The 9880-nt window shown below is 43.8% G+C and carries 7 protein-coding genes; all 7 read right to left on the reverse strand.

Translation table 11 applies throughout. The features are described from left to right. On the reverse strand, positions 1-169 hold a 169-nt coding region (locus tag RTK36_RS06490; protein ID WP_312045446.1), incomplete at its 3' end, for a ferritin family protein. 275 nt (positions 170-444) lie between these two features. Continuing rightward, complete coding sequence (gene carB, locus RTK36_RS06495) at positions 445-4482, reverse strand: carbamoyl-phosphate synthase large subunit (RefSeq protein WP_312045408.1); 4038 nt, start codon at positions 4480-4482, stop codon at positions 445-447. Beyond that, complete coding sequence (locus RTK36_RS06500; protein WP_312045410.1) at positions 4469-5557, reverse strand: carbamoyl phosphate synthase small subunit; 1089 nt, start codon at positions 5555-5557, stop codon at positions 4469-4471. The genes carB and RTK36_RS06500 overlap by 14 nt, the downstream gene beginning before the upstream one ends. A gap of 16 nt (positions 5558-5573) precedes the next feature. Continuing rightward, a complete protein-coding gene (gene argF, locus RTK36_RS06505; RefSeq protein ID WP_331654976.1) occupies positions 5574-6488 on the reverse strand; it encodes an ornithine carbamoyltransferase in 915 nt (304 codons plus the stop codon). A gap of 151 nt (positions 6489-6639) precedes the next feature. Beyond that, positions 6640-7812: an acetylornithine/succinylornithine family transaminase gene (locus tag RTK36_RS06510; RefSeq protein WP_312045412.1), complete on the reverse strand. Its 1173-nt coding sequence runs from the start codon at positions 7810-7812 to the stop codon at positions 6640-6642. Positions 7813-8125: 313 nt separating this feature from the next. After that, positions 8126-8983 (reverse strand): acetylglutamate kinase, encoded by an 858-nt coding sequence (gene argB / locus RTK36_RS06515; protein ID WP_312045414.1) that lies wholly within the window; start codon positions 8981-8983, stop codon positions 8126-8128. A gap of 16 nt (positions 8984-8999) precedes the next feature. Then, a partial coding sequence (gene argJ, locus RTK36_RS06520; RefSeq protein ID WP_312045416.1) for a bifunctional glutamate N-acetyltransferase/amino-acid acetyltransferase ArgJ occupies positions 9000-9880 on the reverse strand: 881 nt, incomplete at its 5' end.

Genomic DNA, 9880 nt, shown 5'->3' on the forward strand with positions numbered 1-9880 from the left:
TTGCATGTTCTTTTTCATTGCCGGCAGTTTCTAAGAAAAGAGCAGCAATTTGCTCGTAGCCTTCTTTTTTTGCTACACTTGCATAATATGTATATTTATTTCTTGCTTCAGATTCACCTGCAAATGCGGTTTTTAAATTTGCTTCCGTTTTAGAGCCTTTCAGTTCCATAAAAACACCTCCGAGATCATTAATTTTTTTATAATTTTATATGTCTTCTCTTTAAATATATTATATATTAAATAATAATTATTGTCAACAAATAAAAAACTTATTAAAGTATACATTTGCCATATTAAGACATTTCCCTTAAAGCTATTTTTTTAGGAAAAAAACAGAAACTAATTGGTTTTTACACTCTATTCCAACAATTTTTATCATGGAAAAACTTCTTTTTTCAAAGGGAGCCAACAAAGTCGGCTCCCTCAGTAAATATTACTTCATGATTAAATTTCAATTATGCCTTCAAAGTCCTTGCGTGCATCACCGGTCATGGTAATATTGTTTTCATCACAGTGAATAATCAAATCTCCACCTCGAAGCTTTACAGTAATATCTTGCTTGTCGGGGCAATGTCCCAAGGCAACTGCCGCTGCCGCTACAGCGCAAGCACCTGTGCCGCAGGCCATGGTTTCGCCGATGCCTCTTTCCCATACCCGCATACGCAGGGTTGTGCGGTCTTCCACAGAAGCAAAGGAAATGTTTGCCCGCTCAGGGAAGAAAGGTGCATGTTCTAGCATAGGGCCAACTTCCTCCAAAGGAATATATTCCACATCCTCTGTGAAAATCACGCAGTGAGGATTACCCATAGAAAGGCAGGTAATAAAGAATTCCTTGTTGCCCACTGTAACTGCTTTGTGGATCACAGGTTCCTCTCCTAAGGCAACGGGAACAGTCTTAGGGTTAAAGTCGGCCTGTCCCATATGCACCAAAACGGAGTAAACCTCGTTTTCACGAACGAACAGCTCTAATTGCTTCACACCATTTCCTGTTTCAATGGTTACGTTTTCGGACTGTATCATTTGATTGTCGTATAAATATTTTGCAACGCAGCGAATGGGATTACCTGCAACGGCAGATTCTGTACCGTCAGCGTTAAACATACGCATTTTGGCGTCGGCTATGGTTGAAGGCTCAATGAGCACAATACCGTCACCACCGATACTGTTGCGGCGGCTGGAAAGCCATACGCTTAAAAACTCAGGATTTTTGATTTCCTGTTCAAAACAGCTGAAATAAATATAATCGTTGCCACTACCACGCATTTTTGTAAAGTGCAGTTTTTCTTTTTCTCTAGGCAAATGCGCAATATCAATGAGTTCCATGTTGCTTAGGTGGAATCCACTGGATAAAGCGTTTACCAAGGCGTTAGTGGTGTCAATACTTGTGAGACAGAAGATGCCACGTTCGGTTGCCTTTCTGCGCAGTTTTACGCTGGCAAGCTGAGGCAAGGTGCTTTTGTTGGAAGTGGAAACCATATACTGAATTTTTCCGCTTTCCAAAAGCTCCATAATTTCGTCAATGCCTTCTACCATAGTAGGCAGCTCTGTTACAGGAATATCGTATTTTTTCAGCTCATAAGCAGTACCTTCCGTTGCATATAGGTGGAAGCCCAACTCATGCAATTTTCGTGCAGGATGTACCACTTCCGCTTTATCTCTCTTTTTCACCGTCAGCAATACGCCGCCACGCTGTTCCATTTGGTAGCCTGCCCCTGCTAAGCCTTTATAGATTGCTTCTTCCAAAGTACGCCCGATGCCCAGAACCTCTCCTGTGGACTTCATTTCAGGCCCAAGGTGAGTATCCACATCTGTCAGCTTCTCAAAGGAGAATACAGGCACTTTTACTGCGGAGAATAGGGATTGACGGAATAAGCCAGTGCCGTAAGGTAAGTCTGCAAGCTTTTTACCCAGCATCACCTGCGTTGCAATATCAACCACAGGTAAGCCTGTTACTTTGCTGATATAAGGAATGGTTCTGGAAGCACGAGGATTTGCTTCAATGATATATATTTCATTTTCAAAAATAACATACTGTATATTAATCAAACCTCTGGTTTCCAATGCCAATGCCAATTTTTCCGTTGCTTCAATCAACCGGCGGGTAAGGGGGCCGCTGAGGTTCCAAGCGGGGTATACGGCGATAGAGTCGCCACTGTGAACACCGGCACGTTCCACATGTTCCATGATTCCGGGAATAAGAACCCCTTCGCCATCGCAGATTGCATCTACCTCAACCTCGGTACCCATCAGATATTTGTCTACTAAGATAGGGTTTTCAATTCCTCCAGCCAGAATGATATCCATATACCGAGCTACTTCTTCGTCAGAAAAAGCGATGATCATATTTTGACCACCCAAAACATAGGAAGGACGTACCAAAACAGGGTAACCAAGCTGATTTGCTGCGGTTAAGGCTTCTTCTTTTGTCATAACGCCAAATCCCTTTGGTCTTGACATTTGCAACTCCTCAAGAATAGCATCGAATTTCTCTCGATCTTCCGCCGCATCAATGCTCTGAGCAGAGGTGCCTAAAATGCGTACACCTGCCTCGGAGAGGGCTTTTGTCAGCTTAATAGCTGTTTGTCCGCCAAAGGCAACCACAACGCCGTAGGGCTGTTCTGTGGCGATAATATCCATGACATCCTCCGGAGTGAGAGGTTCAAAATAAAGACGGTCGGCAGTATCAAAGTCGGTGGAAACGGTTTCTGGGTTATTGTTCACCATAACCACGTCGTAGCCTTCCTCTTTTAATGTCCATACGCAGTGAACGGAGGCATAGTCAAACTCGATACCCTGTCCAATGCGGATGGGGCCGGAACCGAATACGATAACTGTTTTCTTACCGGTGTTATGGGTCTGGATGAATTCTGTGGCTTCGTTTTCTGTGTCATAGGTTGCATAGAAGTAAGGGGTTTGTGCCGCAAATTCTGCTGCACAGGTATCGACCATTTTATAAACAGAATTTCTGTGGGGATGCGTTTGTCCCGAGAGGGCGAAAATGGTCTTATCCAAAAATCCTGTATTTTTTGCCAATATATATAATTCCTCAGTGAGGGTCTCTTTTGCTAGGCGTTTTTCTACCTCAAGAATATTCATGAGCTTGCCCAAGAACCACTCGTCAATGAGGGTGATTTTATGAACCTCTTCAATGGAGATGCCACGTTTTAATGCCTCATATACCACAAAAAGTCTGCGGTCTGTGGCTTCATCCAGCATTTCTCTGATTTCGTCGGTGGTGTTTTCTGTGAGGATACCCAAATTTAAGGTGTTCATGGAGATTTCTGCTCCGCGCACCGCCTTCAAAAGAGCCTGCTCAAAGGTGGGGGCGATGGACATAACCTCGCCGGTAGCCTTCATCTGGGTGCCAAGCTTTCTTTTTGCATAAACAAATTTGTCAAAAGGCCATTTTGGCAGTTTTACAACAACATAGTCTAAGGTTGGCTCAAAGAATGCGCTGGTTTTACCTGTTACAGCGTTTTCGATTTCCCCGAGGGTCAGACCAACGGCAATCAGTGCCGCAACCTTTGCAATGGGGTAACCTGTGGCTTTAGATGCCAAAGCAGAGGAGCGGGAAACACGGGGGTTTACCTCAATAACCGCATAACGGAAGCTTTCTGGATCTAAAGCGAACTGAACATTACATCCGCCTTCTACCTGTAATTCCGTAATAATATCCAAAGCGGCAGTACGCAGCATTTGATATTCCTTGTCCGCCAAGGTAACAGCAGGGGCGATAACGATGGAATCACCTGTATGCACACCAACGGGGTCAAAGTTTTCCATGGAACATACAGCGATTACGTTTCCGTCGCCATCACGCATTACTTCAAATTCAATTTCTTTCCAACCGGAGATACATTGTTCAACTAAGATTTGATGAATGGGAGAAGCCTCCAAACCACTGCGGGCAATTTCCGATAATTCGGCTTTGTTTTTAGCAATACCGCCGCCGCTTCCCCCTAAAGTAAAGGCAGGACGCACAATAACGGGATAACCAATATAATCCGCAAAGTTTAAAGCACTTTCAATATCTGTAACAACTTCAGAGGGGATGCAAGGCTGATTTAGCTTTTCCATGGTTTCCTTAAACAGCAGACGATCTTCTGCTTTGTCAATGGTCTCCAAACGGGAACCTAACAGAAGGACGCCTTCCTGTTCCAAAAATCCTTCTTTTGCCAACTGCATTGACAAGGTTAAGCCATTTTGACCACCCAATGTGGAAAGGAGTCCGTCAGGCTTTTCTTTTTTAATAATTCTTTTGATTACATCAATTTTCAACGGTTCAATATAAATCTTATCTGCAATGGCATTATCCGTCATAATGGTAGCGGGGTTGGGGTTAATTAAAATAACTTCAAGCCCTAATGACTTCAATGCACGGCATGCTTGGGTGCCGGCATAGTCAAATTCTGCCGCTTGCCCAATGACAATAGGACCAGAGCCAATAATCATAACACGTTTCAATTTTTTATTTAGCGGCATTTTCTTTCCCTCCCATTAAAGACATGAACTGTTCAAACAAAAAGTTGGTATCCTTGGGCCCACCGCAGGCTTCAGGGTGAAACTGTACGGAAAAAGCGGGGATATCAGTATATTCGATTCCTTCGCAGGTGTTATCGTTTACATGGGTAAAGGACAGCACGGCGGAAGGAGGCAATGTTTCCGATTTGATGGCATAGCCGTGGTTTTGACTGGTGATATACAGTCTGCCTGTTGGCGTGTAGCGAACAGGTTGATTTGCACCTCTGTGACCGTATTTCAATTTTGTGCTGATAGCTCCCTTTGCCAAAGCAAGCATTTGATGACCAAGGCAGATACCGAAGATAGGTGTTTTGCTTTGGGCAGCCTTGCCGATATTTTCGATGATACTTTTGTTATCCGAGGGATCTCCTGGGCCGTTGGAAAGGAGGATACCATCGGGTTTCAGGTTCAAAATTTCCTCTGCTGTGGTTTGAGCGGGAACCACTGTGAGCTTACAGCCTCTTTTGATTAATTCGTCGCCCATGTTTTTCTTATAGCCAAAGTCCCAAAGAACAACGTGTTTTTGCCCTGTAGGATTCAATACATAAGCCTCTTTGCATGTTACCTTATCCACACTGCTGCTTAATGCGGCGTTGGATAGGCTTCTTGAGAAGGCATCCATATCCTGAGGAATCTCATTTACAATGGCGGCATTCATTACGCCGTATTCACGGATAATCTTTGTTAAAGCACGGGTATCCAAGTCGCAAAGACCAATTACCCCTTGCTGTTCCAAATATGCCCCTAAAGTACCCTCATTTCTAAAGTTAGAGGGTAAATCGCAGATATTTCTTACGATATATGCGGAAAGAGAGGGTGATTGGCTTTCAAAATCATCAGGGATTACCCCATAATTTCCAATCAACGGGAAGGTTTGCACCACTATTTGACCGTGATAGCTGGGATCGGTCAAGGTTTCCAGATAACCTTCCATTCCTGTTGTAAAAACCAACTCTGCCGTGATTTCGCCTTCTTTACCAAAGCGTGTTGCGGGAAATACTTTTCCGTTTTGCAGAACCAAATATGCTTTTTTCATCGTTTTTCACATCCTATCAGCCCATTAATTTTACGAGAATTGCTTTTTGCGCATGAAGACGGTTTTCCGCTTCATCAAAAATTTCGTCTGCGTGTGCCTCAAAAACCTCAGCGGTAATTTCCTCGCCTCTGTGGGCAGGTAGGCAGTGCTGAACCATACAGCCCTTGTTGGCCAGTGCCATCAATTCTGCATTGATTTGGTAGCCATCAAATGCCTTGGCACGAATAGCCTGTTCTTCCTCTTGTCCCATGGATGCCCAAACGTCGGTAATCACCACATCAGCATTTTTTGCCGCTACCTTAGGATCATCGGTGAGGATAAATTTATCACCGTATTCCTTGGCAAAATCAAGAATCTTGTTATCGGGACGATAGCCCTCAGGGCAGGCAATGCTTACTGTCATGCCAACCTTTAAGCCACCTACGATTAAGGAGTTGGCCATATTGTTTCCATCGCCGATATAGCACATCTTTAGGCCTTCTAATTTTCCCTTATGCTCACGGATGGTTTGCAAGTCTGCCATAACCTGACAAGGATGGCAGAAATCGGTCAAGCCATTGATGATGGGTATGGAGCCATATTTGGCAAGGGTTTCTACTTCTTCTTGTTCATAAGTACGAATCATAATGCCGTTTAAATAGCGGGAGAGAACACGGGCGGTATCCTCAGTGGGTTCTCCGCGGCCAATTTGTGCATCCTTGGAGCTGATGAAAAGGGCATGTCCGCCTAACTGATACATTCCTGTTTCAAAGGAAACACGGGTACGGGTAGAGGATTTCTCAAAAACCATGCCTAAGGTTTTACCTTTTAAGAAATGATGTTCCTTACCTTCCTTCACATATTTTTTCAATTGATCAGCCAAGTCTAAAAGCTCGATGATTTCTTCTGTTGTACAATCTAACAACTTTAAAAAGTGCTTCATTCGTTTCATGCCTCTCTTTCTAGTGCTCCGCTGGGAAATAGTTAATATACAGCGCAAAACGCAGGAGGACATGGGCGGATTTTTCATTCGGGCAACCTTTGAGATTGCCTGAAAACCACTTAGCCTGAAGCTGCGTTTTGCGGAATAACCTTATTGTATTTTACATTGTTTTTAATACATTTGCTAGTATGGAAAGACCTTTTTCCAATTCTTTTCTGGTAATGGTTAAAGGTGGTAAAAGTCTTACCTTCGTTTTCGCAGAAAGTACCATTAGACCATTATCCAAACATTTTTGGATAACTTCTTTTGCATCTATATCAAGGCTTACGCCAAGCATCATGCCCATGCCTGCAACACCAGTTACATGGGGCATTGTTAAAATCTGATTTTTAATAAATTCGCCTTTTTTCTGAACTTCTGCCAGAAAATCATCGTTCAAACGGTTTAATATTTCAACAGAGCCTGCACAAACAACAGGATTGCCGCCGAAGGTGGAGCCATGGTCCCCTGGGGAGAGGCATTCTTCTGTTTTTTCGCCGAATAATACACCTCCAATGGGCAAGCCACCGCCAAGACCCTTTGCACAGGAGACCAAGTCGGGTTGAATGCCAAACTGCTGATAGCTGAAGAAGGAACCGGTTCTGCCGATGCCTGTCTGCACCTCATCCACAATAAAAAGAATATCCTTTTCTTTGCAAGCGTTATATATAGCCGTTACATACTCCTGATTCAAAGGAAGAACACCGCCCTCGCCTTGAACCATTTCCATAATAACAGCACAAACGTCATTCGTCAATTTAGAAAGTGTATCTTCCAAATCATTAGCCTTTGCAAAAACCAGGCCATCAACGAAGGGGAAGAAGTAGTTATGGTAGGAATCTTGACCGGTGGCAGAAAGGGTAGCCAAGGTTCTGCCATGGAAAGAATTTTCCAAAGCAACGATGGTGCTTCTGCCTTTGCCATATTTTAAGAAGCTATATTTTTTTGCCGCTTTAAACACGCCTTCATTTGCCTCGGCGCCGCTATTGGCAAAAAACATTTTCTTCATACCGCTTTTTTCGCAAACCAGTTTTGCGGCTTCCCCACAGGGCGCGGTATAGAAAAGGTTTGAAGTATGCTGCAATTTTTGAAGCTGTGCGGTGACTGCGTCGATCCAAGCTTTATCACAAAAGCCCAATGCATTTACACCAATACCGCTGGTCATATCTATATATTCTTTACCGTCTACATCATAGCAGGTAGCATTTTTGCCGTGGTCAAGAGCCACAGGGTAGCGACCATAGGTATGCATGATATATTCCTGGTCTTGTTGTTTAATCTCTTCAAAGCTCATTTGGTTCACCTTCCTTTTCTATTTAAGGTCAAGCACAAGGTCAAGGTCATGGGACTCCGCCCCAAATCCTGCAAGGGATGCCCCCTTTGACTCATTTATGCAAAAACATACGTTTTTGGTAGGGGATAAAAATTTATTTTTAAAAAGCGGAAGGGTTTGGGAAACGAAGAGTTTACCAAATGGAATCCGCAGGAGGGGCTTTGCCCCTCTGAGGAGAACAGGGAGTATCAAGACCTTTTAGTCGCAGGAACTCATCTGTTTGACCTCTGTACTCTTGAAAAAAGCTTGAAGGAACTGAGCTTTTTTCAAAATATTATTTTATAAACATGGTTCCGACGCCCTCGTCAGAGAACATTTCAATTAAAATGGAATGCACAATCCGACCGTCTATCATGACTGCTTTTTCCACGCCGGATAATACGGACTTTTTTAGACTTTTCACCTTGGGTATCATACCCCCGCTAATAATTCCATCATTAATCAGTGTTTCCACTTCGTCTATTTTTACCACAGGTATCAAAGAGTTCTCGTCAGAAATATCCCGCATCAATCCTCTGATGTCCGTTAGGGTAATCATATTCTCTGCCTGTAGTGCTGCTGCAATCTCTGCCGCTGCTGTGTCTGCATTGATGTTATAGGTTTGCCCTTTGCAATCGGTGCCCACAGTGGCTATTACGGGAATATATCCGCTTTGTATGGCTTGGGTAATGGGTTCTGTATTGATTTCTGTAATTTCCCCAACAAATCCATAGTCCCCTTGGATTTTTTTTGCCTTAATCATTCCTCCGTCAATGCCGCAAAGGCCAATTGCCTTTCCGCCCAATTGCCCGATAAGAGAAACAAGGTCTTTGTTGGTTTTTCCTGCCAAAACCATTTGTACAACCTCAGCGGTTTCCTCGTCTGTGTACCGCAAGCCATCTATAAAGCGAGAGGGGATATCCAACTTTTTCAGCATACCGCTGATTTCAGGGCCGCCCCCATGCACCAATACTACATGAATCCCTACTAAAGAGAGTAGAATAATATCGCTCATTACCGCTTTTTTTAACTCTTGATGAATCATTGCGTTGCCGCCGTATTTTATCACAACAGTTCTGCCTGCGTATTTTTGTATATAGGGCAGTGCCGCTGTTAAAACCTTTGCCTTTATGTTGTTGCAGTCTGTAACCATTTTTTCTGCCTCCCCATTAGGTGCGGTAATCTCCATTGATTTTCACATAATCATAGGTCAAATCACAGCCCCACGCCGTAGCTGTGCCTTCCCCTTGGTTCAGTTCTACTTGAATATGAATTTCTTCTTCCAAAAGAATATTTTTTGCCACTTCCTCGTCAAAGGCAACCCCTGCACCATTTTCGCAAACGTGTATCTTGCCCTTTGGTGAGGATATATCTACAGAAATGGTATCAACCTGGAAATCTCCTTCTGTATAACCTATGGCACAGAGGATACGTCCCCAGTTAGCATCTGCCCCAAATATTGCCGCCTTCGTTAAGCTGGAGGTAATGATGGATTTAGCAATTGCTTTTGCCAATGGGGTGGTGGGTGCACCATTTACTGTGCATTCCATAAGTTTTGTAGCACCTTCGCCGTCCCCCGCTATTTTCTTTGCCATGGAAGTACAGATTTCTTTGATTACCGTTAAGAAGGCTTCAAATTCTGCTCCCTCTGTCTCGATCATAGGATTATTCGCCAAACCATTTGCCATAATGGAAACCATATCGTTGGTGGAGGTATCCCCATCCACGCTGACCATATTAAAGGTATCATCAACGGCTAATTTCAAGGCTTTATTCAGCATAGGCGCAGAAATTGCCGCATCTGTTGTCAAGAATCCTAGCATGGTAGCCATGTTTGGATGAATCATGCCACTGCCCTTTGCCATTGCGCCGTTGGTTACTGTTTTGCCTCCGATTTCAATGGTATAAGCTTCTTCCTTTGCTTTGGTGTCGGTGGTCATAATGGCTTCTGCCGCTAAAGCTCCACCCGCTGTTGTGAGTTGGGGTGCCAGTTCCTTGATTCCCTTTGCAATGGGTTCAAGGGGAAGCACAGCACCGATGACTCCTGTGG

Origin of the sequence: Anaerotignum sp. (assembly GCF_031981185.1) — a bacterium.
Lineage (GTDB): Bacteria > Bacillota > Clostridia > Lachnospirales > Anaerotignaceae > Chakrabartyella.

Bases quoted from the DNA above. Each gene is read 5' to 3' on its own strand.
- carB (WP_312045408.1), bottom strand. From the start codon at position 4,482: ATGCCGCTAAATAAAAAATTGAAACGTGTTATGATTATTGGCTCTGGT.
- RTK36_RS06500 (WP_312045410.1), bottom strand. From the start codon at position 5,557: ATGAAAAAAGCATATTTGGTTCTGCAAAACGGAAAAGTATTTCCCGCA.
- argF (WP_331654976.1), bottom strand. From the start codon at position 6,488: ATGAAACGAATGAAGCACTTTTTAAAGTTGTTAGATTGTACAACAGAA.
- RTK36_RS06510 (WP_312045412.1), bottom strand. From the start codon at position 7,812: ATGAGCTTTGAAGAGATTAAACAACAAGACCAGGAATATATCATGCAT.
- argB (WP_312045414.1), bottom strand. From the start codon at position 8,983: ATGGTTACAGACTGCAACAACATAAAGGCAAAGGTTTTAACAGCGGCA.